This is a genomic window from Micromonospora sp. WMMD882, assembly GCF_027497255.1.
Taxonomy (GTDB): Bacteria; Actinomycetota; Actinomycetes; order Mycobacteriales; family Micromonosporaceae; genus Micromonospora.
This window is the reverse complement of sequence record NZ_CP114903.1, coordinates 1942080-1965594: the sequence shown is the minus strand read 5'-3', so window position 1 is coordinate 1965594 and position 23515 is coordinate 1942080. Positions and strand designations below refer to the sequence as shown.

Below are 23515 nucleotides of genomic sequence, written 5' to 3'. Positions count from 1 at the left end.
CCGGTGCTGGAGATCGAACGACTGTCCGCCGGCCATCCCGCCGGGCGGGGACGCGGCCGGGTGACCGTGGTCGACGACGTCAGCATGCGCGTCGACGAGGGGGAGATCGTCGGCCTGGTCGGCGAGTCCGGCTGCGGCAAGACGACGCTGGCGCGGGTGGTCGCCGGGCTCGACCGGCCCACCGGGGGAGTGGTGCGGTTCGCCGGGACCGACGTGCACCGGCTGCGGGGCGGGGCGCTGCGGGCGTACCGGCGGCAGGCGCAGCTGGTGTTCCAGGACCCGTACCTGAGTCTCAGCCCCCGGCAGACGGTCCGGCAGACGGTCGCCGAGCCGCTGGTCATCCACCGGGTCGGGGACGCGCGGGCCCGGTCGGCGCGGGTCGACGAGTTGCTGGACCTCGTCGGACTCGACCCGGCGGTGGGCGGGCGGCGGCCCCGGCAGTTGTCCGGCGGCCAGCAGCAGCGGGTCGCGATCGCCCGGGCGATGGCCCTGGGCCCCCGGCTGCTGGTGTGCGACGAGCCGGTGACCGCGTTGGACGTCTCGGTGCAGGCGACGGTGCTGAACCTGCTGGCCGACCTGCGGGACCGGTTCGGCCTGGCCTGCCTGTTCATCTCCCACGACCTGGCCGTGGTGCGGCAGCTCGCCAACCGGGTGGCGGTGATGCGGGCCGGTCGGATCGTCGAGCAGGGCCCGACCCTGGAGGTCACCGCCACACCCCGGCACCCCTACACCCGGGCGCTGCTGGCGGCGACCCCCACGATCGACACCGGCCCTAGGCCGGCTTCTCGTAGACGGTGACGTGGCTGCCGGCGCCGAGGTAGGGCTCCCGACGCCAGCCGCCCCACCGGTCGCGGCGACGCAGTCCGGCGAGGCGGGCCATCAGGTCCAGCTCGGACGGCCAGGCGTAACGCATGGACACCGGGGCCAGGCGGATCCCGGCGTCGGTGATGAGGATGTGCTGGCCGTCGAAGCGTTGCTCGACCGGATCGTGGCGCACCGCGACCAGCCGGACGTGGTCGTGGTCGACCCGGTGCGCGTCGACGCTCTGCTGCCGTTGGTAGCGGGCGAGGTCCGGCACCAGGCACTCCAGGACGAACCGGCCACCGGGCAGGAGCCGACGGGCGACGTTGCTGAAGCAGCGCACCTGCTCGTCCTGGCTCATCAGGAAGAAGAACGTGGTGAACACGACGAAGACCATGGCGAACCGGTCGTCGCCGCCCGGGTCCACGTCGGCCATGTCGCCGATGGTGACGGGGATCCGGTCGCCGCCGGGCTTGGCCCGCAGCCGGTCCACCATCGCCTCCGACGCGTCGACGCCCCGCAGGTCGATGCCCCGCTCGGCGAGCGGGATGGTCACCCGGCCGGTGCCCACGGCCAGTTCGAGGACCGGCCCGGCCGGGCCCTCGGCGACGAGGTCGGCCAGACACCGCACGGCGTCGGCGGGGTCGAGGTCGGCGTGCCACTCGTCGTAGACGTCGGCGTTGCGTTCGCCGTAGGTCTCCGGTCCGGGGACGGTCATCGGGCGGGCTCCTGTCGGGGTCGGTCCAGCGGTCGCATGTCGTGGCTGACGGTGCCGGCGGCGGCCAGCGCGTGGTACAGGCCCAGCTCGGCGGTGGGACCCTCGGCCAGCACCAGGGCGGTGCAGCCGCGCTGGTCGGCGAGGTGCACGATCGGGTCGCCGACCCGGGCGGTCGGGTAGAACTCGGGGGCGCCGGGAAACAGCGGCAGCCGTTCCGGCCCGCGCCAGCCGGCGAGCCGGCCCGGGGCGGGCGGATGCAGGAAGGCCATGCCGTAGCCGCGGGCCGGGCGCAGCGGGGCGTCCAGCAGCCGGGGCCGCCGGCCGAGCGCGGTGGCGACGACGGCGTCGTACACGTCGACCCGCAGGGCACGGCACATCATCTCGCCGATGACCGCGCCGGCGATCCGGCCGTTGACCTCGACCACCTCGGGCCCGTCGGGGGTGTGCGCGTACTCGGTGTGGGCCACGCCGGAGCTGAGGCCGACGGTGGCGAGGACCTCGCCGATCCAGCGTTCCAGCCGGTCGAGGTCGTCGTCGGGGAGGGCGACCGGGAACGCGACGGCCTCCTCGCGGCGGACCGGCTCGGGGGTGTGGACGTGCACGGCGACCCCGAGCAGTCGGGTGCGGCCCTGCCAGGTGACGGTCTCGGCGCTGTAGACGGGGCCGGGGAAGTAGGGCTCGGCGACCAGGTGCCCACCGAGCAGGGTGGCGTCGGCGACCTGCCGGGCCGCCTCGTCGCGTTCGGTGTCGTCCCGGATCAGCCACACCGAGCGGGAGGAGGTGCCCGCCGCGTCCTTGACGATCAGCGGGTAGCCGATGCTCCGGGCCGCCGAGACGACCGCCTCGGGCGTCGGCGTCAGCCGGGACGCGTCGGCACGGCTGAGTCCGGCGCGGCGCAGCAGGGTACGGACCCGGGCCTTGTCCCGCAGGGTGCGGGCGGTGGCCAGGCCGAGTGTGGGCAGGCCGTACCGTTCGGCCAGCTCCGCGCCGGGCAGCATCCAGGTGTCGGTGGAGTTGACCAGCCCGGCCAGGTCGGGGATCCGGTCCAGGACGGCGGCGCAGGCCCGTACGTCGCTGGTGTCCACGTCGACCACCCGCACGTCCGGTGGCGACAGGCGGTCGAGCTCGTAGCCGTAGGCCGGTCGGTGGGCGGTGAGCAGACACAGCGGGTGGCCGGCGCGGGCGGCGGCGTCGCGCAGCCGGGCCAGGCCGAAGGTGAGCGCCTCCAGCAGCACGATCGTCACGGCTGCCGCCCGTCGGCCGCGGGTCGGCTGGCCTGCACGACCAGCCGCTGCGCGTGGTTGTCGTACGGCTGCGCGTCGAAGCCCCCGAAGCAGCGGATCCCGGTGAAGCCGGCGGTGGTGAGCAGTTGGCGGATCTCGGCGGCGCTGTAGACGTACTGCTCGAAGAACCCGTGCCGGGCGGTGTCCCCGTGGACCAGGGTCCAGTCGCTGCGGAAGCGGGTCCAGTCGTCCAGGACGGTGTCCCGCATGAACAGGCGGCCCCCGTCGTCGACGTCGACCACCTTGGGCGTGCCGGCCCACCGGGCGAAGATCTCCTTGCCGAACAGGTCCATCAGCAGCCGGCCGCCCGGGGCCAGGGACCGCCAGGCGTTGCGCAGCACGAGCAGGTTCTCGGCCGGGTCGGTGAAGTAGCCGAACGAGGTGTACATGCTGATGACCAGGTCGTAGGAGTCGGGTTCGACGAACGCGCGCATGTCGGCGCGGACCAGGCGCACCGGCACGCCGGCCGTCTCGGCCGCGTGGCGGGCGCGGTCCAGCATCGCCGCGCTCAGGTCCACGCCGGTGACCTGCGCGCCACGCTCGGCCAGCGGAGTGGTGTACGTGCCGGGCCCGCAGCCCAGGTCGAGGACCCGGGCGCCGGTCGGCAGCTCCAGCAGCGGGGACGCGGCCACCCGCTCACGTGCCTCGTGCCGTCGTCGCGGGGCGAACAGGGCGCCCGCGAAATCGATCCAGAAGGTGTCGTCCTCGTACCACTCCACGGGCAGCTCCGATTCGCGCGGCGACCGACGCCCTACAGGTCGCCCGGTGACACGGAGAAGTTCCCCGGAGGCTCGGGAAAACAATTGTGGAACCAGGCGGCCCGCCCGGACGACCAATCTCCTGACGAGATCGGCGAACTGCGGTCTGCGGGTCCCCGTCCATCCCGGAGCCAATCCATCAGAGACAATGTCTGATTTTGTGGTTCGGGGCTGTGTCGGGGCACCGGCCATGATCGTGGCCTGCCGCCGCTCGACCCGTCCGCCCCGACGACGCCGAGGAGCGAACCGCCCATGCCGCCCACGGGCACATCGGCGACCACGCCGCTGCTGCATTCCCACGCCACCGACGCGATCAAGGCGCCGAGCTTCATCCGACTGTCGGAGAACCTGGTCCTCGCCCGTTTCGAGACCCTGAAGGTCTATGCCGCCCTGGGCGCGGTGCGGGCCCTGCTGAAAGCGGGGACGGTACGTCCCGGCGACACCCTCGTCGACAGTTCCAGCGGCATCTACGCGCTCGCGTTGGCCATGGTCTGCCACCGTTACGGACTGCGCTGTCACATCGTCGCCTCGACCACGGTGACCGCGGCCATCCGGGCCCAACTGGAGATCCTCGGCGCCACCGTGGACCAGATGCCGCCGGCGCCGGACCTGCGGCTCGACCAGCACCGTCGGGTGGCCCGGGTGCAGGAGCTGCTGCGCCGCAACCCGGGCATGCACTGGATGCGCCAGTACCACGACCCGACCCACCGCCTCGGGTACGCCGAGCTGGCCGCCCTGGTGCGGGCCGTCCTGCCGCAGGTCCCGTTGACCGTGGTGGCCAGCGTCGGTACGGGCGCGTCGAGCGCGGGGCTGGTCCAGCCGTTGCGGGCCGACGATCCCGCCACGCGGCTGGTCGGCGTGCAACCGTTCGGCAGCGTGAGTTTCGGCAGCGAACGCTTCCCCGACCCGGAGGCCATCATCGCCGGGATCGGCAGCGCCATCCCCTTCGACAACGTCCGGCACGAGCTCTACGACCAGGTGCACTGGGTGACGTTCCGGCACGCCGCGGCCGGCACGGTGGCGTTGATGCGAGCGCACGCGGTCTTCGCCGGGCTGTCCACCGGCGCGGCGTACCTGGCGGGCCGGTGGGAGGCCCGCCGCCACCCGGAGCGGACGCACCTGCTGGTCGGGGCGGACACCGGGCACCGGTACGTGGAGAAGGTCTTCACCCGGCACCGGGACGTGCCGGACGCGGACACCCTCGAACCCGTCGAGATCGCCACCCTCGACGAGCTGGCCCCGCCCTGGTCGACGATGCCCTGGGCGCGCCGCGACCACCCGCCCGCGCGCCCACCTGCCGCCGTTGCCCCGGCTGTGACCGTGCCGCCCGCCGTTGCCCCGGCTGCGGTCGTGCCGGTGGCCGGCTCCCCGCAACCCCCGGTCGCGTCCGGGCCCGCCGACCCGGCGGCGTAGCCGCCCGACCCCGGGCGACCAGGGGACGACCCGCGACCGGGCACGTCCCGCCGACGAGGGTGGGGCCGGCGACCGGGGAGGCCGGTGACCAGTGACGGGGGACCAGCGGCGGCTCAGGGTCGCGGCGGCGGGTGGGCGGCCCGGCGTGCTCGCCGCGCCACCGCCAGCACCGCCGCCGGCAGCAGGACGCACTGGGCGGCCACGACCAGCCAGAACCCCGGAAGCTGCCCGGCCCGCTCGAACTGCCCGTACACGGCGCCACCGACCACGCCGCTGAGGAAGGAGCCGAGCCCGACGGCCAACCGTTGCTGGCCGAACACGACCGTCGGGGAGCGCCTCGACCCGGCCAGCGCTTCGAGGTCGTTCTTGAGGAGGAGCACCGCGCTGCCGACGCTGATCGCGGCGACCCCGACCACGACGGTCGGCCCGGTCCCGCCCGCGAAGGCGGTCATGCCGGCCGCCAGGCAGCCGAACCCGACCGCCATCGCCGCCGGATGGCTCATGCCTTCCACCCGCTGCGCCACCAGGGGCTGCACCACCACCAGGCCGAGCGAGTAGCCCATCATCGCCAGGCCGAACAGCAGGGTCGCCACCCGACCCTGCGCGTAGCTGGAAAGGTACTGGTAGAACTGCATGTGCAGGTAGAACGAGACGGCTGTGACGACGAACGGCAGGACCGCCACGCCGTGCAGCATCCGCCGGAACGCCTGCACCGGCGGGGCGTCCCCGACGTGTCGTTCCCGGGGCAGGAACACGTGGCCGACGGCCAGGCCGAGATAGACCGCGGTGACGAGGCTGAACATCACCGTGGGTCGCTGGAGGAACAGGGCGCCCACCACCGGCCCGACGGCGATGCCGAGATTGCCGGCGGCGTTGCCCGCGGACACCAGGCGGGGCCGGTGGGCGCTGTCCACCCCGTGCAGCAGGTAGCTGCGGTAGGCCGGCGAGTACCACGACCCGCCCCCGGAGATCAGGAACAGGCCCGCGACGGTGAGCGCGGCGCTGTCCCCGCCGGCCAGGAACGCCGCGCCCCCGAGGGCGTACAGGAGCAGGGCGGCGACCAGGGAACGGCGCAGCCCCACCCGCTCGGCGAGCGCCGCGGTGGCCGGCGCGGTCGCGAACTGCACCAGGGTCGCCGCGCCCAGCACCATCCCGACCTGCGCCATCCCCGCGTCCATCCGGTCCCGCAGCAGCACCGCCACGTACGGGTACACCGAGAAGGAGCCGAGGTTGACCAGGAAACCGCCGGCCAGTACGGCGACCCGGGGGCCGGTGAGGGGACGTGCCGGACGGGCCGGGGCGTGCGTCGTCACGACGACGCGTCCGACCGGGCCGGCGCGGCGGCCGTCGGTGGGTCGTCGGCGGTGTCGGTCACGCCCAGACCGGGGGCGTCCCCGAGGACGATGTGCCCCCGGTCGAGCCCGAGACCCCGGAACGGGGGATCGCGCAGCAGGAACTGGCTGTCCAGGTCGACGCGGTCGGCGAGCGGGGCGAGCAGGGCCGCCTGGGAGAGCGCCAACTCGGACTCGCAGTTGCAGCTCAGCATCACCGACAGGCCGAGCCGTCGGGCGGTCTCCATCACCCGGCGGGTGGCCCGGACGCCACCGGACTTGGCGAGCTTGACCACCACCCCGTCGGCGAGGTCAGCGGCGGCGTGGACGCTGGCCACGTCGGTGCAGCCCTCGTCCAGGAAGACCGGCAGCCGGCCCGGCAGCTCGCGGTAGCGGCGGTAGGCGTCGACCGCCCCGGTGGGGAACGGCTGCTCGACGAGCTGGATGTCGAGGTTCCGCAGGGCCGGGGTCAGGTCCCGGGCGGTCGCGAGGTCCCACGCCTCGTTGGCGTCGATCCGGATCGCGCGGTCGGTCGCCGCCCGTACCGCGGCCAGCCGGTCGAGGTCCTCGACGCCGCGTACCTTCAGCTTGAACGCCGCCACGTCGGGCGCGTCCGTCAGCAGCGCGAGGGTCTCGGCGGTGCTGCCGATGCCGATCGTGTAACCGGTCGGCTCCGTCAGGGTGCGTGGCAGGCCGAGCAGTCGCCAGGTCGGGACGCCGGCGGACCGGCCGAGCCAGTCGTGCACCGCGCCGTCGAGGGCCATCCGCGCCCCGACCGGGGCGTCCCAGTCGGCGATCCGGTCGAGGACCGCGTCGGGATCGGACAGGTCCGGGCCGAGGATCCGCGCGCCGTACGCCTCGACGGCCGCGACGACCTCGTCGAGGGTCTCGCCGTGCGCCCAGGCGGGGGTGCCCTCGCCCCGGCCGGTGACGCCGTGGTGCGTGACGGTCGCGACGCAGGTGTCGGTGGAGTCGTAGGCCAGGTGGGAGCTTTCGAACACTGTGCGCAGGCGCAGGGTCACCCGGCGGATGCGTACCTCCATGCCGGCCAGGATGTCACGACTCCGGCAGGTAATCCATGGAAATCGATCGGGGTGGCGTGGTGGACATGGCGTGCCCGGGATCCTCCCGGGTCGACGGAGCCGCCGGGCGGGTTGGGGGCGGGTGGGCCCCGGCGCCGGCCGGGGCCCACCCGTGGGCGGCGTCAGGCGCAGGTCGCGCCGTTGAGGGTGAACGCGGTCGGGGCGGCGTTCGTTCCCGAGAAGCTGCCGAGGAAGCCGAAGCTCACCGAGCCGCCCGGGGCGATGGTGGAGTTCCACGAGACGTTCCGGGCGGTCACCGCCGTACCCTGCTGGCTGATGTCCGCGTTCCATCCGTTGGTCACCCGCTGGTTGCCGGCGTACGTCCAGCCGACCGTCCAGCCGTTGACCGGGGTGGCCCCGGTGTTGGCCACCGTGACGGTCACCGAGAACCCGTTGCCCCACTGGCTGTCCACCTTGTAGGTGACGGCGCAGGTGGCGGCCGGCGGGGCCGTGCTGGCGAACGACACCCGGTGCAACTGGCCGGGCAGGTCGTTGGCCAGGTAGATCTCACCGTTGGCGTCCAGCCCCAGGGTGGTCGGCTGGATGGTCAGCTCGTCGAGCTTGCGGGAGACGTGGCTGCCGTCGGCGTTGGCGCGGATCGCGAACGCGGTGCCCGAGCAGTAGTCGGTCGCCAGGTACGTGCCGGCCGCGACGTCGGCGTACCGGGCGCCCCGGTAGACGTGGCCGCCGATGATCGCGCAACCGTCCACGGAGGTCTGGTAGTGGTACACCGGGTCGACGTACCGGGCGTCGGCCACGCAGCGCGCGGCGTTGAACACCACCGGACCCTCCCGGCAGGACCAGCCCAGGTTGGCCCCGCGCTGCCCCGGCGTCAGGTGGTTGACCTCCTCGTAGGCGCCCTGGCCCACGTCGGCGATCCAGAGCGAGCCGTCGGCCGGGTCGAACGAGAAGCGCCACGGGTTGCGCAGCCCGTACGCCCAGATCTCCGGCCGCGCGCCGGCGGCGCCGACGAACGGGTTGTCCGCCGGAACGCAGTACGGCCTGCCGTCGCAGGCCCGAGAGACGTCCAGTCGGAGGATCTTGCCGAGCAGGGTGCCGAGGTTCTGCCCGGTGTTGAGCTGGTCGTCGGCCCCGCCGCCGTCGCCGATGCTCCAGTAGAGGTGGCCGTCCGGCCCGAAGGCGAGCTGGCCGCCGTTGTGGTTGCCGAACTCGGCGTGCGGCTGGCTGAGCAGCACCTGCTCGCGGGCCGCCGGCACCGGGTCCTGCCCGGCGCTGTCCAGCACGAACCGGGAGAGCGTGACCGCGCCGTCGGGCAGCGCCGTGTAGGCGACGTAGAGGGCGCGGGAGGTGGTGAAGTTCGGGGCGGTGACGATGCCCAGCAGGCCACGCTCGTTGCCGCTGGTGGAGACCCGGGCGGTGAGGTCCAGCAGCGGGGTGGCCGCGAGGCCGGAGCTTTCGCGGTAGACCCGGACGGTGCCGGCCTTCTCGGCGATCAGCAACCGGCCGCTGCCGTCGTCCGGGGCGTGCATCGCGGTGGGACGCCGCAGGCCGGAGGCGACCTGGGTGGTGCTGACGGTCAACTGCTCCAGCGGCACGGCCGCCGCCCGTGGGGTCGATCCGACGGCTGCCGGCCGGGCGGTCGGGTCGACCATCGCGGTCGCCGGGGCGGCGGAGGGGACGAGCAGCCCGGCCGCCACGACTGTCGCGGCCATGGCGGCCATGGCTCTGTTACGTCCAGATGACATGTGGACTCCAATCTTTCATCGAAGTCAATGTCCAGTTCGGGGCGGTGGTGAGCTATCCGCGTCCCGTACTGTGGAAGCGCTCCCACGTCTTTCCTCCCGTAGCGTGGAACGGCGACGACCTTGCGGTCAGGCTGGCGTGACCCTGCGGCCGGGGCCGGTCACGGTCGCGCGCCCGCTCGCCATTGCATCGATGTCGATCGAATGCGAGACTGTGCCGCGAGCGCGACCGGAGCCGGCGCTGGCCGGTGGTGACCCCACTCGTGCGGAGCGTGTCGGGTGGACTCCTGCCCGGCGTCGGGCAGCCTCCGCCACGAGTCGCCCCGTCGGGCGCGGCAGGCCATGCCCGCCGCCCGCCCCGCCGGAACCCGTACCCGTCGGGGGTCCGGCGCTTCCAGGAAAGTCCAGTCAGGGGTTCCCACCCGCCAGCCCGTCGAGGCTCGTCCGACCGGTCGGGCCGGTCGTGGTCGGGAGCCGGAAGCAAAGGAGATCCGGATGCTGCGCCAGATCGCCGTGGCGTTGACCGCCGCGACGTTGTCCCTGAGCGGCTGGGTGGTGGCCGGAAGCGGCGTCGGGACGTCCCCGGCCCCGTTCCCCGCCACGACGCCCACGCCCACGCCCACGGTGGCCTGCCCACCGGCGTTGCCGATCACCGGTTTGGTGACGTCGGCCACCGACACGAGCCTGACCATCTCCTACTCGATGCTGCTTACCCCGCCCTGCGGTTACCACCCGCCCATCACGGTCACCCTCTTCGCCAGCCGCGCGGACGCCGAACAGTGGCGCGATCCGGTGGCCGAGGCGCAGTCCGGGCCGGAGCGGTCCGGGAAGATGACCGTCGACGGACTGAGCGCCGACACCACGTACTGGTTCCGGTTCGCAGCCGCCGAGCGGCGGGACCCGTACGTCGGCGGCCCGGCGCGCACCCTGCCGACGTCGACATGCGAGGCGTCGGCCGTGATCGGATCCAGTTGGAACGGTGGCTTCGTCGCCACCATCACCGTCCGCAACGTCGCGGCCGGGACCCTCGACGGGTGGCGGGTCTCCTGGCGGTGGCCCGGGGACGAGCGGATCCAGTCGCTCTGGGGCGCGGTGGCGGAACCCGGGGCCGACGTCGTCGCGGTGCGCAACGCCCCGTACAACGGGACATTGGAGCCGTCCGGCTCGACCACCTTCGGGATGCTCGTGACGAGCGGCGCGACGCCCGACCGCATCGCGTTGACCTGCGGACCATGAGCCGCGGTGACCGCCGGGCGGCGGCCCTGCCGCCCGGTCGGGTGAGCTGACCGGGGCCGGTCGCGTCGTCACAGGTCCGCGCCCGTGACGACGCGACCGGCGACCGATCCGGCAGGCGCGGTTCCACGCCGCCCCGGACCGGACTCCCATCGTTTTCTCATCCGGCTCGGTTCGTACCTCCAGCCGGCGCTGATCTGATCGCCGGGTGCGATGGTCACGGAACCGGCGGCGGCTGACCGCCCTGGCGGCGCTGCTCACGGTGACGGCGCTGACCGCGGCGGTGGTCACCGACCGGTGGGTCGCCCGGACGGCGGCCGGTCGCCTGGCCGGGCGGCTGGCCTGCGTGGCGGGCCTGGACGAGCCGCCCCGGGTCCGGGTGCACGGCTTCCCTGTGCTGCCCGACGTGCTGGCCGGCCGGGTGGACCGGCTCAGCGCCGAGGCTCGGGACGTCCAGCGGGGTGACCTGCGGGCCGCCCGGGTGGCGGCCACCCTGTCCGAGGTGCGACTGCCCGACGACCAGCCGGCCCGGATCGGCGGGCTGACCCTGGAGGTGCAGGTCGGGTTCGACGCGCTGCCCACCGAGGTGGCCGGCCGTCAGGTGCGCTACCGGGCGGTGAACGGGCTGCTCGGCATCGACACCGACGCGGCCGTGGCCGGGCAGCGCCTGCCGGTGACCGTGCTCGCCCGCCCCACGGTCGCCGACCGCCGGCTGACCGTCACCCCCACCGAGATCGAGGTGCTGGGCGTGCGCCGCAGCGCCGGCCCGGGGATCGTCGACCGGATCACCGGCGGCCGTGACCTCTCCCGGCCACTGCCCGACCTGCCCGAGGGCCTGACCTGGCGAGGCGTCGACGTCGTCGACGACGGCCTGCGGTTGAGCCTGTCCGGGCACGACCTGACCATGGCCGCGACCGACACCGGTCGGCGCGGCGGCACGTGCGGAGGAGCCTGATGCACACCCGACCCGACAGCCCGGTGCACCGGGCGCTGTGCCAGGTGGGCCGGTGGTGCGCGCGGCGGCCGTGCTGGGTGCTGACCGTCTGGCTGCTCCTGGCCGTGGCGCTGGTCGGCTCGGTCGCTGTCCTCGGTCGACCTGTCGACAACGACGTCGCGCTGCCCGGCAGCGACGCCCAGGTCGCCCGCGACCTCGCCGAGTCCGACGGCAGCGCGACCGGCAGCACCGGCCAGGTGGTGGTGCACGTCGACACCGGCCGGCTGGACGAGCCGGCCCGTCGGGCGGCGTTGGAGCGCAGCGCCACCGCGATCGCCGCCGTGCCGCAGGTTACCCGGGTCGACGGGGTGGACGCCCGCGCCGGCAGTCTCAGCGCGGACGGCCGGACCGGCTACCTCAGCGTCCGGCTCGACGTCCCGCCGCGCGACGTGGACAGGGCGCTCAGCGTCGCGGTGACGGACGCGGCGCGGCCGGCGCGGGCGGCCGGCATCGAGACGGTGCCCGGCGGCGTGCTGGCGGTGGCGGCCGAGCGGGGCGGCTCGCACACCTCCGAGCTGCTCGGGCTGGCGGTCGCCGCCGTGGTCCTGGTGCTCGCCTTCGGTGGCCTGGTGGCGGCGGCGGTGCCGCTGGTCACCGCGTTGTTCACGCTGCTCTGCGCGCTCAGCGCGGTCGGCCTGGCCGGTCACCTGGTGGCCGTGCCGTCGGTGGCCGGCAACCTGGCCACCATGATCGGTCTCGGCGTGGGTATCGACTACGCGCTCTTCCTGATCACCCGCTACCGGGCGCTGCGTGCCGGCGGCACGCCCGGACCGGTGGCCCTGGTCGAGAGTATGACCAGCGCGGGCGCGGCGGTCGTGTTCGCCGGCGGCACGGTGGTCATCGCCCTCGGTGGGCTCGCCGTGGCCGGGGTGCCCATCCTCGGCACGCTCGGCTGGACCGCCGGCCTGGTGGTGGTCGTCGCCGTGCTCGGCGCGGTCACGCTGCTGCCGGCGCTGCTGGCCGTCCTCGGCCCGCGCGTCGACCGGCTGCGCGTACGCCGTCGGACCGTCTCCGCGCCACCCGCGTCGGACCCCGCCGCCGACGCGCCGCCGACCGCTCTCACCGACGCCGGCCGGCTCCCGACCGTCGACGCCGGCCGGCTCCCGACCGTCGACGCCGGCCCGCTCCCGGGCGTCGGCGGTGGGGGCGGGACCGTGCCGGGCTGGTCGGTCGGCCGGGAGACGGGCTGGGCCCGGCAGGCCGACCGGGTCACCCGCCGGCCGTGGCGTTGGGCGCTGCTGGCCACCGCGCTGCTCGCGGCGCTCGCCGCCCCGGCCGCCACCCTCACGCTCGGCCAGCTCGACGCCGGCGACAACCCGCCGGGCAGCGCCACCCGGACCAGCTTCGACCTGCTCGCCGAGGGGTTCGGACCCGGCGTGAACGGTCCGCTCACGGTCGTCGCGGCCCTCGAGCCCCCGGCCACCGGCGACACCGACCCGCGCCTGGAGCAACTGGCCGGGCAGGCGCGTGCCACGCCCGGCGTGGCCGCCGTCGGTCCGCTGCGCCTCGCCGACGGCGGGCGGGTCGCCACCACGAGCGTCCAACCGGGTACGGCCCCGAGCGACCCGGCCACCGCCGAGCTGGTGCGGGCGCTGCGCCAGGTGTCCGTGGCCGGCGCGGAGGTGCACGTCGGCGGGGCCACCGCCACCCGCGTGGACCTGGCCGACCGGGTCCGGGAGCGGATGCCGTGGGTGATCGGCGTGGTGGTCGGGCTGTCCACCGTCCTGCTGTACGTGGCGTTCCGGGCGCCGGTCGTCGCGGTGAAGGCGGCCGTGATGAACCTCGTCTCGATCGGCGCCGCGTACGGCGTGCTCACCGCCGTGTTCGCCTGGGGCTGGGGCGTGCAGCTCACCGGCCTGTCCGGTCCGGTGCCGGTGGAGAGCTACCTGCCGGTGATGCTGTTCGCGCTGCTGTTCGGGCTGTCCATGGACTACGAGGTGTTCCTGCTGACCGCGGTGCAGGAGGCGTGGCGGGCCACCGGGGACAACCGGGCCGCCGTCCGGCTGGGCCTGGCCGGCACCGGACGGGTGATCACCTCGGCCGCCCTGATCATGGTGACGGTGTTCGCCAGCTTCGTGCTGCACACCGATCCGGTGATCAAGATGTTCGGCCTCGGCATGGCGGTCGCGGTGGCCGTGGACGCCACGGTGGTCCGGGCCCTGCTGGTGCCGGCCACCATGGCGCTGCTCGGCCGGGCGAACTGGTGGCACCCGGGCCGCCGTAGCCACCGGCGGCCGGTGGAGCCGGCCCCGACCCCGGCCGGAGTGGCCGGGCCCTGACCGGTGGCCGGGCGGGCCCTGACCGGCGGGCGGGCCCGTCCCGCCCGCGTCGGCCGGCGCGCCGACGGTCACCCCACCGAACTCTCATCGAACTCCCAGCCGTCCGTGGTCTGATCGGGGCGAGATGAACGCCGCCGTCCGGGTGCTGGTCGTCGACGACCAGCCCAACATCGTCGACATGCTCGCCACCGTGCTGCGGTTCCACGGTTTCGAGGTGGTCACCGCCGGCACCGCCGCCGAGGCGCTGCGTCGCGCCGACGAGTGCCGGCCCCACCTGGTGGTGCTCGACGTGCTGCTGCCCGACTCCGACGGGTTCGAGGTGTGCCGGACGCTGCGGGCCGCCGGGCACGAGGTCGGCATCGTCTTCCTCACCGCCCGCGACGCCCCCCGGGACCGGATCGCCGGGCTGACCTACGGCGGGGACGACTACGTCACCAAGCCTTTCTCGGTGGAGGAGCTGCTCGCCCGGGTCCGCGCGGTGCTGCGGCGTATCGGCTCGGCTCCCGGCGCCGCGCCCGGCGTGCTGCGCTACGCCGACCTGGAGTTGGACGAGGAGACCTGCGAGGCCCGCCGTGGCGGCCACCTGCTGTCGCTGTCCCCGACGGAGTACAAGCTGCTGCGGCACCTGATGCTCAACCCGGGCCGGGTGCTCTCCCGGGCGCAGATCCTCGACGCGGTGTGGCGGTACGACTTCGACGGCGGCTCCAACGTCGTCGACACGTACATCGGGTACCTGCGTCGCAAGCTCGACCCGTGGGGACCTCCGCTGATCGAGACCCGCCGGGGCTTCGGCTATGCCCTGCGGGCGCCCGGATGAACCGCCTGCCGCTGCGTCGTGGCCTGCTGCTCGGGCTGGTCGGCCTCACCGCGCTCGCGTTGCTGTCCGCCGGGCTGGTCAGCACGTTCGCGTTGCGCGCCTATCTGGTGCACCGCACCGACGACCAGCTCCGCTCGGCCGCCGCGGTGGTCACCTCCCGGGCCGGCCTGCTCACCGGCCAACCGGGCGGGGCCGTCCGGGCGGCCGTCGCGCCCTCCGACTACCTGGTGGAGATCCGGCATCCGGACGGCACGCTCACCCGGATCTCCGCCGCGCCCCCGCCGGCCGTCCCGCTGGTCGACCAGGTGACCGCGCCGACCACGGACGGGGTGTCCGTCCCGGTGGACGTGGGCGGGCAGTGGCGGGCGGTCACCGTACGGGCCGACGCGGCCGTCGTCCTGATCGCGCTGCCGTTGACCCCGGTACGGCAGACCGTGCGACGGCTCGTCCTGGTGGAGCTGGCCGCCGGGGCGGCGGCGCTGTCACTGCTCGCCGTCCTCGCCCGGCTGCTGGTGGTCCGGGGGCTGCGACCACTGGACCGGATCACCGCGACCGCCGCCGCGATCGCCGACGGGGAGCTGGGCCGGCAGGTGTCGCTGCACGGCGTCCGCGCCGGTGTTCCGCGCACCGAGGCGGACCGGTTGACCCTCGCGGTGCACGGCATGCTGGCCCGCCTGCAGGCGGCCATCGCGGCCCGGACCCGCTCCGAACAACGGCTGCGGGACTTCGCCGCGGACGCCTCCCACGAGCTGCGGACCCCGCTGACCTCGATCCGGGGTTACCTGCAGATCCTGCGGCACGACATGATCGAGCCGGAACGGCGGGCCGAGGTGCTGGCCCGCAGCGAGGACGAGGCCGTCCGGATGGGCCGCATCCTCGACGACCTGTTCTACCTGGCCCGGCTGGACGCCGAGCCGCGCCTGCGGCGGGACCGGGTCGACCTGGCGGTGCTGGCCCGCGACTGCCTGGCGGACCTGCTCGCCGTGCAGCCGGGACGACCGGCCACGCTGCGCGCCCCGACCCCCGCCCCGGTCACCGGGGACGAGCACGCGTTGCGTCAGGTGTTGACCAACCTGCTGGCCAACGTCCGCGCCCACACGCCGCCCGGGGCGGCGGTCACCGTCGAGGTGACCGTCGTCGCCGACCGGGTCCGGGTCCGGGTGACCGACGCGGGGCCCGGCTTCCCCGCCGCCCTGGCGGCGCGGGCCTTCGACCGGTTCACCCAGGGTGAGCCGGGGCGGGGCGGCGGCAGCGGCCTGGGGCTGGCGATCGTGGCCGGCATCGTCGCCGCCCACGGCGGCGAGGTCGGCCTGACCGCCGCGCCCGAGGGCGCTCCGGTCGCCGCGCCCGACGGCGGCCCGGTCGCCGCGCCTGACGACAACGCGGCCGTTGCGCCCGACGGCGGCCCGGCCGCCGTGTCCGGGGGCGGCGCCACGGTGTGGTTCACCCTGCCCGCCTCGGGTTAGCCGGGTCGCCCCCTCGTCACGGGGCGTCGGGAAGGGGCCCCTCCCTGCCGCTGTCCCAGAAGGCGAGGGCGAGGGTCAGCTCCAACACGCCCCCCGGGTCGGTGAGCCGGTCGCCGTACAGCTCGCGGAGCCGGCCCAGCCGGTAGCGGACCGTCTGCGGGTGGACGAACAGGTCGGCGGCGACGTCCTCGCGGCGGCCGTGGCGCAGCAGCCACGACCGTAGGGTGTCGGCCAGCCGCGCCGCGTTGGCCGGCGGCAGCGCCGCCAGCGGCGCCAACGCCCGGGCGCGCAGGTCGGCCAGCCCCTCCGGGTCGGCGGTGAGGACCAGCTCGGCCAGGTGGTCCTCGGTGTCCAGCGGGGCGCCGTCCGCCGGTGGGTCGACGCCGAGGGCCAGCGCCCGGGTGGCCCGCCGGAACGAGGCGGCCACCCGGGGCCAGGGCCGGGCCGGCCCGAGCACCGCGCGCCGGCCGTGCAGCACCCGGGTGAGCTGCCGTCGGCGGGCGCCGTGCATGTCCGGTACGAGCAGCACGGCGGTCTCGTCGTCCGGCGCCGCCCCGGGCAGGTCCTCGCCGGACTCCAGGGTGTGCGGGCTGAGCAGCGCGAGCGGGGCGCGTAGGTTGGCCCGGGGCAGCAGGACGGCGGTCAGCGTCTGCGGCGGCGGCCAGCCCGCCCGCTCGGCGCTGCCCAGCAGCACCTCCTCGGGTTCGCCGGCGAGCAGGTGCTGGGCGAGCCGTTCCAGGTTGCGCCGCCGGGCCCGGCCCGCGCTGGCCAGCTCGTCGGCGTGCCCGGCCACGCTCGCCGCCGACAGCTCGTCGATGTACGCGAACAGCAGCTCGGCGAACTCCGCCACGGTCGCGGCGGAGAGCCCGCCGCGTACGGTGATGGTGGACATCTCCCGCCACGCCACCCGTGCCCCGATCCGGTACGCCGCCAGCAGCGCGTCCATGCTGCGCCCGGAGCGCGCCTCCCCGCTGCCGAGCGTGTACGCGGCCTCCAGCGCGGGGGTCAGCGGGATGCTCGGGTCGCTGCCCGGGGCCTGTGCCAACAGGTTGAGGAAGGTGCCCAGGGCGATCTGCACGGCGGTGGAGATCTTGTCGCGCATCTGGCCGGTCAGCGTGCCGGAGTAGCTGGGCACCTCGGCGGTGATCGCGGTGACCGTCCGCTCGGCGAGCATCGGCAGGCGGGCCTGCAACGCCTGGGCGATCCGCTCGTCCAGGGCCAGCCGGGCGGCTTCCCGGCTGGCGCGGGAACTCTCCACCATGATTTGTTCGCTCCGCACAAGAAGAGGTGGTCGTTTTACCTCGACCAGCCAAGATTTTATTCCTGGCAGCCGGTCACCATGGTGACATGACCACCACCGTCCCGTACCCGTCCCCCCGGGTGCCACTCCGGGACCGGCTCCTGCGGCTCGCCGGCGCGGTCACCACCCCCCTCCTGCCGGACGACTACCTCGACCTGGTGGCGCCCCTGCGCGCCGGGGCCGACCTGCGCGGCCGGATCCTCGCCGTACGTCCGGAGACCCGCGACGCGGCGACCCTGGTGATCCGGCCCGGCCGGGACTGGCGTGGCCACGCCCCCGGGCAGTACGTCCGCCTCGGCGTGGACGTCGACGGCGTCCGGCAGTGGCGGGCCTACTCGTTGACCTCCCCGGCCCGGCCCGGCAGCCGGTTGCTCACCGTCACCGTCAAGGCGATCCCGGACGGGAGGGTGAGCAACCACCTGGTCCGCCGGGTCCGGCCCGGCACGATCGTCCAGCTCGACCAGGCGCAGGGCGACTTCGTCCTCCCGCCTGCCGTGCCGGAGCGGGTCCTGTTCGTCACCGCCGGCAGCGGCATCACCCCGGTCGTCGGGATGCTGCGCTCCGGCGTCCTCGCCGGGGCCGACGTCGTGGTGGCGCACTCCGCCCCCGGGCCGGACGACGTGATCTTCGGGCCCGAGTTGCGGGGGCTGGCCGCCCGGGGGACGATCCGGTTGGTCGAGCGGCACACCGACACCGACGGGCTGCTCGACCCGGCGTCCCTCGGCGCCCTGGTGCCCGACCACCTCGACCGGCAGACCTGGGCCTGCGGGCCGGTCGGCCTGCTCGACGCCCTCGAAGCGCACTGGGCCGCCGGCGGGGTCGCCGACCGGCTGCACACCGAGCGGTTCCGGCCCACCGTGATCGCCCCCGGCGAGGGCGGCGAGGTCACCTTCACCAGGGCCGGAGTGACCGTGCGGGCCGACGGTGGCCGCGCGTTGCTCGACGAGGGGGAGGAGGCTGGTCTGCTGATGCCGTCCGGCTGCCGCATGGGCATCTGCTTCGGCTGCGTCCTGCCGCTGCGCCAGGGGGCGGTACGCGACCTGCGCACCGGCGAGCTGACCACCGCGCTGCCCGGTGACGGCGTGCTCATCCAGACCTGCGTGTCGGCGGCGGCCGGCCCCTGCGACATCGACCTGTGACGGGAGTCGGACCGTGACCGTTATCCAGAAGAAGCCACACAACCCGATCGCGCACCTGAGCGCGGCCGACATCGAGGCGCTCGCCGCCGAGCTCGACGCGATCCGTGACCGGGTGATCGCCGGCCGGGGGGAGCGGGACGCCGCGTACATCCGCCGGGTCATCGGCGCCCAGCGCAAACTGGAGCTGGGCAGCCGGGTCGTGCTCCTCTTCTCGCTCTTTCCGCCGGCCTGGCTGGTGGGCACCGCCGGGCTGACGGTGGCGAAGATCCTGGAGAACATGGAGATCGGGCACAACGTCCTGCACGGCCAGTGGGACTGGATGCGTGACCCGAAGATCCACTCGACGACCTGGGAGTGGGACCACGTCTCCCCGGCGGAGCAGTGGAAGCAGTCCCACAACGAGCTGCACCACAAGTACACGAACGTGGTCGGCCGGGACAACGACCTCGGCTACGGCATCATGCGGGTCGACGAGGACCAGCCCTGGCGGCCGATGCACCTCGGCCAGCCGCTGTGGAACCTCCTCAACGCCTGCTTCTTCGAGTACGGCATCGCCGCGTACGACATGGAACTGGGCCGGCACCTCCAGGAGAAGACCACCCGGGACCGGGTCTTCCGGACCCGGCTGCGGGCCGTCGGGCGCAAGATCCGCCGACAGGTGCTCAAGGACTACGTCGTGCACCCGCTGCTGTCCGGCCCCTCCTTCCTCAGCACCCTCGCGGCCACCTTCACCGCCAACCTGCTGCGCAACGTGTGGAGCCACTCGGTGATCATGTGCGGGCACTTCCCGAACGGCGTGGAGACCTTCGAGAAGACCTCCATCGAGGGCGAGACCAGGGGCGAGTGGTACCTGCGGCAGATGCTCGGCTCCGCCAACATCAGCGGCGGCCGACTGCTGCACCTGATGGCCGGGAACCTCTCCCACCAGATCGAGCACCACCTCTTCCCCGACCTGCCGAGCAACCGCTACCAGGAGATCGCCCCCGAGGTGCGGAAGATCTTCCAGCGGTACGGCCTGTCGTACACCACGGGCCCGCTGCCCCGGCAGGTGGCCTCCGCCTGGTGGAAGGTGATCCGGCTGTCCCTGCCGAACCGGCCCGCCCCCGAGCGTCTGCCGGTGGACGACCGCCCGACGCCGGCGACCGCCGAGCCGTCACTGGTGGGCTGACGACCGGACGTCCCGGTCCCTCGGGCGGCGGGTCGGACGCGGCGTGACGGCCCGGTGGCCGGCGAGGGGCGACGTCAGCCGACCGCGACCAGGCGACGGTGGTGCCGGGGGCGCTCGATCTCGTCGATCAGGGCGACCGCGAGATCGGCGTACGAGAACGCCGGGTCGCCGTCGGTCGACGGCAACACCCGCCGGCCGCCGGTCCGGTACCGCCCGGTGCGCTCGGCCTCGTGGTCGAGGACCACCGGCGGCGGGGCGAGGACCACCCAGTCGACCGCGCCGTCGGCGTCCCGCAGGACCTCGAACTCGGCGACGTGACCCAGGGAGAAGTCCCGCCCCTGCGGCGGGAAGGCCGGGGTGTCGTGGACCGGCACGCCCGGCGCGACCTCGAGGTTGGCGCCGATCCCGACGACCACCAGCCGGCCCACCCCGGTCCGGGTCAGCCCGTCGACAAGCGCGCGGGCGGCCCGGGGGAAGAACTCGGCGGCCGGCAGGTCCGGCTGGTAGGCCGCCTGGACGGCCGCGTCGTGGCCGGCGGCGACGGCGGCGACGCCGGCCGAATCGGTGACGTCGCCCGCCACGACCGTCACCAGCCCGCCGGCCAGGTCGGCGTGCCTGGCGGTGTCCCGCACGACGGCGGTGACCCGGTGACCGCGCGACGTGGCCTCCGCCACCGCCCGACGACCGGCCCTGCCACCCGCGCCGAAGACGACGATCCTGCTCACCCTGTGCTCCGATCGGCCAGGTCGGGAAACGACTCCCGACGGATGGCCGGGACGCTAGCCGGGGGCACCCTGGTTACCGCAACGATAGTCGGTACCCTGACCGGGGTGAGCGAGCCACTCGACCCCGCCATGTTCGCGGATTGCCCCGGCGCTCCGTCGCTGGTGAGGATCGGCGACAAGTGGACCGGCAGGATCATGGTCTGTCTGGCGACCGGTCGTCGTCGCTTCTCGGAGCTACAGGCCCCGTTGGCGGGCATCACGCCGAAGGTGCTCACCGAGTCGCTGCGCGCGATGGAACGCGACGGGCTCGTCACCCGCACCGCCCATCCGGAGAATCCGCCCCGCGTGGAGTACGCGCTCACCCCGTTGGGGCACGAGCTGTCGCGGCTGATGGACACCTGCTGCGCCTGGGCCGCGGCGCACCGCGACGATCTGCGGGAGGCCCGCCGGGCGTACGCGCGGCGATCCGACCAGGGGTCGGTGGCCTGAGCACGGCACGCCGACCGGCCGGTGGCTGACGGTCAGTGGCGGGAGGTCACCCGGCGACCCTTCACCAGGGCGAGCACGAACACCGCGAGCAGGGCCACCGCGCCGATGATGAGCAGCCACCGGGCGGCTTCCAGGAGCAGCCCGAGCAGGATCAGGGCGGCGGCGACGATTCCGACGACGACGAGCAGGGTCCGCATGGTGGCCTCCCGGGTGCTGCGCGGACGGCATGGGTCCGCGCTGACTTCCCCGTCCCCGGGACGCTATGCCACCCGTTCCGGGCCTGCCGGGTCGCCGACCGGGCGCATCCGCCGGGCCCGGGCGTGCTCCGGTGACCGGTGGGTGGGCATGCCGGTGGGCCGGCCCCCTGTTGTCGGGGGTCGGCCCACCGGTGGTGTGGGTGTCAGGCGGAGTAGCCGCGGGTGGCGGTCCAGTCGGCGAGGGCTTCGGTGGTGATCCAGTAGGAGGCGTGGTCGGGGTTGGCGGAGTCGGCGATCTTGACGGTGTCGCCGTTGTCGCGGTAGGCGACGACGCTGATGTAGTGGCCGCCTTCGAAGGAGTGGGTGGCGCCGTCGGTGTCGGTGGCGGTGCCGGCGATGTTGGTGACGATGGCGCGGCCGTCGTCGATGGCGTTGATGATGTCGGCGCGCATCTTGTGGGTCTGGGTGGTGTCGGCGGTGGGGGTGGGGATTTCGATGGTGCGGTATTTGCCGTTGGTTTCGGTGTTGAGGTAGTTGGTGATGTCGGCGGCGGAGTTGGTGCCGGCTTCGGTGGTGCCCATCTTCTTGGCGGCTTCGTCGACGCTGGGGTTCTTGTCGAGGGCGGTGAGGGCGTTGCGGGCGGCGGAGGGGCCGCAGTAGTAGAAGTTGGGTTGGGCTTCGTAGCGGATGGTGAGGTGGCGTTCGCTGTTGGGTTTGCGGTCGGTGGTGATGGTGGTGGGGTTGGCGAGGGCGGTGGTGGGGGCGGCGATGGCGCCGGCGGTGATGGCGGCGCCGGCGATGGTCAGGGCGGTGTTACGGATGATGGTGGTCATGGTGACTCCCTCTTCCGTTGGGGGTTTGGGGGTGGCGCGGGTCGACCCGGGGGGTGGGGGCCTGTGGTGGGGGTGCGCGCGGTTGTCGGGCCGGGGGTGGCTCGGTGGCGCGTCGGGGTGTAACGGCTGTTGGCCGGGAGGCATTCCGGGGGCGCGGGGTCGGGGTGAGGCGCGTTGGTGCTCGCGCCGTGGCCCATGTACAACGCCGTCGGGTGGGTATCCATTCCGCCGCGCCGGGCGCCGCTGACCGGACACCCGGCCCGAACCGGCGCGCGTCGGGCTAGGCGGCGGAGCGTGCGAACGGTACGGCCGTTCGGAAACCGGGCACGGCGCTTATCCTATGGCCCGACCGACCACGGGGAAGGGATGGCATGCCGTCGCGGCAGGATCAGCTCCACTCGTACCAGTTCACCCTCCAACGGGCCGTCGCCGCCCTGGTCATGCGGGAGACGGACCCGGCGGTCTCCCCGTTCCGCCGGCTGGCCGGCGCGGCCCTGGCCAGCGTGCTGGTCGCGGCGATCGTGCTCGGCGGGGCCGCGCTGTACGGCCTCTTCGCCGGCGGCGGCTCGAAATGGCGGGACGAACGTGCCGTCGTCGTCGAGAAGGAGTCCGGGGCCCGGTTCGTCTACCGGGACGGGAAACTGCACCCGGTGTCGAACTACGCGTCCGCGTTGCTGATCATCGGCGCCGACCAGGCGAAGACCGTGCTGGTGTCCCGCAAGTCGATCGACGGCGTGCCGCGTGGGCTGCCGCTGGGCATTCCCGACGCGCCGGACTCACTGCCGGCGGCCGGGCGGCTCGCCACCACGCCGTGGACGGTCTGCTCGATCCCCGGCCCGGACGCCGGGGCGCCCCGCTCGGCGCTGCTGGTCGGGACGGACGCCCGGGACGGCCGGGCGCTCGGCGACGACGCCGTGCTGCTGCGGCACCCCGGCGGCGATCTGCATCTCGTCTGGCACCAACGCCGCTACCGGCTACGTGAGGTCAACCGGGTGCTCGCCGCGTTGGCGGCCACCCGGCAACGGGCGGTGCCGGTGGCCCCGGCGCTGCTCGACAGTCTGCCGGCCGGGCCGGACCTGGCCCCGCTGGACCTGCCCGGAACGGGGAAACCCTCCGACGAGGTCCCCGACGCCGACATCGGGGACGTCTACCTGGTCACCAACTCCGGCGGCGAGAGTCAGCACGTGGTCGTCGACCGGGCGGGGCTGGCCGGCATCACCGCCCTGCAGGCCGCCCTGTTGCTGGCCCGGACCGGTCAGGGCGACCCACGGCCGCTGACGCTGGGCCGGTTCGCCCGGCTGCCGAAGCTGCCCGACCTCGTCCCGACCGGGGACAGCGCGCCACCGGCCAGCCCACCCCGGCTGGTCCGCCCCGACGCCGGGGCGATCTGCGGCCAGGTGGGTGACGACGGCGGGATCCGGCAGGTACGGGTCGGCGCGACCGTGCCGGACCTGACCGCCACGCCCCGAACCGGCGAGACCGGCGACGGCGTCGTCGCCGACCACGTGGTGGTCGAGCCGGGGCGCGGCGCGGTCGTCGAGTCGGTCGCCGCGCCCGGGGCGACGGGCGGAGCGGTCTCGGTGGTCACCGACCTCGGCCGGCGGCACGTGGTGTCCGCGACCGAGGTGCTGGGCATGCTCGGCTACGCCGGAGTCCGTCCGGTGCGGCTCCCCGCCGGCCTGGTCAGCCTGGTCCCCGCCGGCAGCGCGCTGGACCCGGAGGCGGCCCGCAAGGTGGCCGCCCCGGCCTGACCCGCTCTCGTCCCGCCGGCCGCCCGTCAGCCGAC

General features: G+C 74.5%; 21 protein-coding genes. 11 read left to right on the top strand and 10 right to left on the bottom strand.

Annotated features, from left to right (window positions below):
- Positions 1-3: 3 nt before the first annotated feature.
- Positions 4-798 carry an ATP-binding cassette domain-containing protein gene (locus tag O7606_RS07615; protein WP_281598365.1) on the top strand — a complete coding sequence of 265 codons (795 nt, stop codon included), beginning with the start codon at positions 4-6 and terminating at the stop codon, positions 796-798.
- On the opposite strand, the gene O7606_RS07610 is transcribed toward O7606_RS07615, so the two are convergent.
- Genes O7606_RS07610 through O7606_RS07600 form a run of 3 tightly spaced genes read right to left on the bottom strand, consistent with a single transcriptional unit; the run spans position 773 to position 3521 of the window.
- Positions 773-1519, bottom strand: coding sequence for a class I SAM-dependent methyltransferase (locus O7606_RS07610; protein ID WP_281598364.1), 747 nt, complete (start codon positions 1517-1519; stop codon positions 773-775). The genes O7606_RS07615 and O7606_RS07610 overlap by 26 nt on opposite strands.
- Positions 1516-2763 carry an ATP-grasp domain-containing protein gene (locus tag O7606_RS07605; RefSeq protein WP_281598363.1) on the bottom strand — a complete coding sequence of 416 codons (1248 nt, stop codon included), beginning with the start codon at positions 2761-2763 and terminating at the stop codon, positions 1516-1518. Before O7606_RS07605 ends, O7606_RS07610 begins: the two co-directional genes overlap by 4 nt.
- Positions 2760-3521: a class I SAM-dependent methyltransferase gene (locus tag O7606_RS07600; RefSeq protein WP_281598362.1), complete on the bottom strand. Its 762-nt coding sequence runs from the start codon at positions 3519-3521 to the stop codon at positions 2760-2762. Before O7606_RS07600 ends, O7606_RS07605 begins: the two co-directional genes overlap by 4 nt.
- 291 nt (positions 3522-3812) lie before the next feature.
- Between O7606_RS07600 and O7606_RS07595 the strand changes: the two genes are divergently transcribed.
- Positions 3813-4973: a pyridoxal-phosphate dependent enzyme gene (locus tag O7606_RS07595; RefSeq protein ID WP_281598361.1), complete on the top strand. Its 1161-nt coding sequence runs from the start codon at positions 3813-3815 to the stop codon at positions 4971-4973.
- 113 nt (positions 4974-5086) lie between these two features.
- Here the strand turns inward: O7606_RS07595 and O7606_RS07590 are convergent, their stop codons facing one another.
- The 3 genes from O7606_RS07590 to O7606_RS07580 form a co-directional block, all read right to left on the bottom strand.
- Entirely contained in the window at positions 5087-6286 is a 1200-nt protein-coding gene (locus O7606_RS07590) for an MFS transporter (RefSeq protein ID WP_281598360.1), read from the bottom strand.
- Positions 6283-7347: an enolase C-terminal domain-like protein gene (locus O7606_RS07585; RefSeq protein WP_281598359.1), complete on the bottom strand. Its 1065-nt coding sequence runs from the start codon at positions 7345-7347 to the stop codon at positions 6283-6285. The genes O7606_RS07590 and O7606_RS07585 overlap by 4 nt, the downstream gene beginning before the upstream one ends.
- Before the next feature lie 161 nt (positions 7348-7508).
- Positions 7509-9059 (bottom strand): PQQ-dependent sugar dehydrogenase, encoded by a 1551-nt coding sequence (locus O7606_RS07580; RefSeq protein ID WP_281598358.1) that lies wholly within the window; start codon positions 9057-9059, stop codon positions 7509-7511.
- Positions 9060-9584: 525 nt separating this feature from the next.
- Here O7606_RS07580 and O7606_RS07575 point away from each other — a divergent pair.
- The 5 genes from O7606_RS07575 (at position 9585) to O7606_RS07555 (ending at position 15878) form a co-directional block, all read left to right on the top strand.
- Positions 9585-10325 (top strand): cellulose binding domain-containing protein, encoded by a 741-nt coding sequence (locus O7606_RS07575; RefSeq protein ID WP_281598357.1) that lies wholly within the window; start codon positions 9585-9587, stop codon positions 10323-10325.
- A gap of 205 nt (positions 10326-10530) precedes the next feature.
- Positions 10531-11277 carry a DUF2993 domain-containing protein gene (locus tag O7606_RS07570; protein ID WP_281598356.1) on the top strand — a complete coding sequence of 249 codons (747 nt, stop codon included), beginning with the start codon at positions 10531-10533 and terminating at the stop codon, positions 11275-11277.
- Positions 11277-13595, top strand: a complete 2319-nt coding sequence (locus O7606_RS07565; RefSeq protein ID WP_281598355.1) for an MMPL family transporter — start codon at positions 11277-11279, stop codon at positions 13593-13595. Before O7606_RS07570 ends, O7606_RS07565 begins: the two co-directional genes overlap by 1 nt.
- A gap of 124 nt (positions 13596-13719) precedes the next feature.
- Positions 13720-14412 (top strand): response regulator transcription factor, encoded by a 693-nt coding sequence (locus O7606_RS07560; RefSeq protein ID WP_281598354.1) that lies wholly within the window; start codon positions 13720-13722, stop codon positions 14410-14412.
- Positions 14409-15878 (top strand): HAMP domain-containing sensor histidine kinase, encoded by a 1470-nt coding sequence (locus O7606_RS07555; RefSeq protein WP_281598353.1) that lies wholly within the window; start codon positions 14409-14411, stop codon positions 15876-15878. The genes O7606_RS07560 and O7606_RS07555 overlap by 4 nt, the downstream gene beginning before the upstream one ends.
- A gap of 16 nt (positions 15879-15894) precedes the next feature.
- On the opposite strand, the gene O7606_RS07550 is transcribed toward O7606_RS07555, so the two are convergent.
- Positions 15895-17139, bottom strand: a complete 1245-nt coding sequence (locus O7606_RS07550) for a helix-turn-helix domain-containing protein (RefSeq protein WP_281598352.1) — start codon at positions 17137-17139, stop codon at positions 15895-15897.
- 86 nt (positions 17140-17225) lie between these two features.
- Here O7606_RS07550 and O7606_RS07545 point away from each other — a divergent pair, with 86 nt between their 5' ends.
- Positions 17226-18317 carry a ferredoxin reductase gene (locus O7606_RS07545; protein ID WP_281598351.1) on the top strand — a complete coding sequence of 364 codons (1092 nt, stop codon included), beginning with the start codon at positions 17226-17228 and terminating at the stop codon, positions 18315-18317.
- Positions 18318-18330: 13 nt separating this feature from the next.
- Positions 18331-19485 carry an acyl-CoA desaturase gene (locus O7606_RS07540; protein WP_281598350.1) on the top strand — a complete coding sequence of 385 codons (1155 nt, stop codon included), beginning with the start codon at positions 18331-18333 and terminating at the stop codon, positions 19483-19485.
- 74 nt (positions 19486-19559) lie between these two features.
- On the opposite strand, the gene O7606_RS07535 is transcribed toward O7606_RS07540, so the two are convergent.
- Positions 19560-20210 carry an NAD(P)H-binding protein gene (locus O7606_RS07535; RefSeq protein WP_281598349.1) on the bottom strand — a complete coding sequence of 217 codons (651 nt, stop codon included), beginning with the start codon at positions 20208-20210 and terminating at the stop codon, positions 19560-19562.
- 105 nt (positions 20211-20315) lie between these two features.
- Here O7606_RS07535 and O7606_RS07530 point away from each other — a divergent pair, with 105 nt between their 5' ends.
- Positions 20316-20699 carry a helix-turn-helix domain-containing protein gene (locus tag O7606_RS07530; protein ID WP_281598348.1) on the top strand — a complete coding sequence of 128 codons (384 nt, stop codon included), beginning with the start codon at positions 20316-20318 and terminating at the stop codon, positions 20697-20699.
- Positions 20700-20731: 32 nt separating this feature from the next.
- On the opposite strand, the gene O7606_RS07525 is transcribed toward O7606_RS07530, so the two are convergent.
- Together O7606_RS07525 and O7606_RS07520 are read right to left on the bottom strand one after the other, a co-directional pair.
- Complete coding sequence (locus O7606_RS07525; RefSeq protein WP_281598347.1) at positions 20732-20896, bottom strand: hypothetical protein; 165 nt, start codon at positions 20894-20896, stop codon at positions 20732-20734.
- Between the two features lie 203 nt (positions 20897-21099).
- Entirely contained in the window at positions 21100-21729 is a 630-nt protein-coding gene (locus tag O7606_RS07520; RefSeq protein ID WP_281598346.1) for a C39 family peptidase, read from the bottom strand.
- Positions 21730-22100: 371 nt separating this feature from the next.
- Between O7606_RS07520 and eccB the strand changes: the two genes are divergently transcribed.
- Entirely contained in the window at positions 22101-23480 is a 1380-nt protein-coding gene (gene eccB, locus O7606_RS07515; protein WP_281598345.1) for a type VII secretion protein EccB, read from the top strand.
- Positions 23481-23515 lie beyond the last annotated feature (35 nt).

What these genes read in the sequence shown, in the direction of transcription:
- O7606_RS07560 (WP_281598354.1), top strand. Translation starts at nt 13,720, where the DNA reads ATGAACGCCGCCGTCCGGGTGCTGGTCGTCGACGACCAGCCCAACATC.
- O7606_RS07580 (WP_281598358.1), bottom strand. Translation starts at nt 9,059, where the DNA reads ATGGCCGCGACAGTCGTGGCGGCCGGGCTGCTCGTCCCCTCCGCCGCC.
- eccB (WP_281598345.1), top strand. Translation starts at nt 22,101, where the DNA reads ATGCCGTCGCGGCAGGATCAGCTCCACTCGTACCAGTTCACCCTCCAA.
- O7606_RS07555 (WP_281598353.1), top strand. Translation starts at nt 14,409, where the DNA reads ATGAACCGCCTGCCGCTGCGTCGTGGCCTGCTGCTCGGGCTGGTCGGC.
- O7606_RS07575 (WP_281598357.1), top strand. Translation starts at nt 9,585, where the DNA reads ATGCTGCGCCAGATCGCCGTGGCGTTGACCGCCGCGACGTTGTCCCTG.
- O7606_RS07520 (WP_281598346.1), bottom strand. Translation starts at nt 21,729, where the DNA reads ATGACCACCATCATCCGTAACACCGCCCTGACCATCGCCGGCGCCGCC.
- O7606_RS07585 (WP_281598359.1), bottom strand. Translation starts at nt 7,347, where the DNA reads ATGGAGGTACGCATCCGCCGGGTGACCCTGCGCCTGCGCACAGTGTTC.
- O7606_RS07610 (WP_281598364.1), bottom strand. Translation starts at nt 1,519, where the DNA reads ATGACCGTCCCCGGACCGGAGACCTACGGCGAACGCAACGCCGACGTC.
- O7606_RS07550 (WP_281598352.1), bottom strand. Translation starts at nt 17,139, where the DNA reads ATGGTGGAGAGTTCCCGCGCCAGCCGGGAAGCCGCCCGGCTGGCCCTG.
- O7606_RS07525 (WP_281598347.1), bottom strand. Translation starts at nt 20,896, where the DNA reads ATGCGGACCCTGCTCGTCGTCGTCGGAATCGTCGCCGCCGCCCTGATC.
- O7606_RS07565 (WP_281598355.1), top strand. Translation starts at nt 11,277, where the DNA reads ATGCACACCCGACCCGACAGCCCGGTGCACCGGGCGCTGTGCCAGGTG.
- O7606_RS07545 (WP_281598351.1), top strand. Translation starts at nt 17,226, where the DNA reads ATGACCACCACCGTCCCGTACCCGTCCCCCCGGGTGCCACTCCGGGAC.
- O7606_RS07595 (WP_281598361.1), top strand. Translation starts at nt 3,813, where the DNA reads ATGCCGCCCACGGGCACATCGGCGACCACGCCGCTGCTGCATTCCCAC.